1 protein-coding gene is annotated in these 1127 nt (G+C 67.5%); it reads right to left on the bottom strand.

Annotated features, from left to right (window positions below; translation table 11 throughout):
- Window positions 1-1127 (bottom strand): calcium-binding protein (locus tag KBI52_RS01405; RefSeq protein ID WP_305797863.1); only part of this gene is annotated, 1127 nt, incomplete at both ends.

The raw sequence follows: 1127 nt of genomic DNA, 5'->3' as shown, positions 1-1127 counted from the left end.
GTGCCGGTGAGCGTCACCACCGTCTCGAAGCTGCCGTTGGCGTCCGTGTCGATCTGCAGCTCCGTGTCGCTGCCGTTGGCCACCAGCCGCACCTGGCTCGGTCCGTTCAGGCTCTGCCCCAGCACAATGCGCTCGCCTTGCTCGTAGCCGACGATCACGTCCCCGTGCAGATCCGCCGCCGCCCCGCGGTACTGGTCCACGCCGGCACCACCCGCGAGCGTGTCGAGCCCTGCCCCACCGGAGAGGGTATCGTTGCCCTCACCGCCCGACAGGCTGTCGGCGTCTGCCCCACCATCGAGGCCGTCGTTGTCGGCTCCGCCCACGAGCGTGTCGAGCCCAGCTCCGCCGAAGAGCGTGTCGTTCCCGCTCCCGCCGTCGAGATCATCATCACCATCGTCGCCCTGGAGAAAGTCAGCCTCGCCGCCACCCTGAAGCGTGTCGTTCTCCGCTCCACCGCTCAGCGCATCTCGGCCCGACCGGCCCACCAGCAGGTCTCTGCCCTCCTCGCCCATAAGCATGTTCTGGTAGCCAACCGAGCCATTGCCATCCGGCGCAATCAGCGTGTCATCGCCGGTGCCGCCAAGCATCCGGATGGCGCCCACCGATGTGCCCTCCAGGGTGTCGTTGCCGCCATCGCCGTAGAGAACGGTCTGGTTCTGATCCGAGAACCGCCCGTCGATGAGCGCGCTGCCGCTCACATGGTCGTCGCCCTCGCCACCGTGCAGGATGCTCTGCCCCGAGATCGTCACCAACACATCGTTGCCGGCCCCACCATCCATCGAGGTGGTGAACTGATCCGTGCCGCTGTCGGTGATCGTGTCGTTGCCATCATCGCCGTACAGGCTGTCCAGACCCTCTCCACCCTCAAGCGTGTCGTCCTCGCTCCCGCCGTGCAGCTCGTCCCAGCCGTCGCCGCCGTCCAGGCTATCCGCACCCGCATCGCCCTGCAGCAGGTCGTCGTTCGCCCCGCCGCTGATCTGGTCGTTGTCGGCCCCGCCCTTGACCGTGTCATTACCGGCGCTACCCGCGAGCGTATCATTGCCGCCGAGGCCCTGGATGTCGTCGTTGCCGCCCAGACCGTCAATGCTGTCCGCCGTCTCACCCCCCACCAGAAAGTCGTCGTCCTC

This window comes from Microvirga sp. HBU67558, assembly GCF_018069605.1.
Lineage (GTDB): Bacteria > Pseudomonadota > Alphaproteobacteria > Rhizobiales > Beijerinckiaceae > Microvirga > Microvirga terrae.
This window is presented reverse-complemented; position numbering and strand designations above follow the sequence as displayed.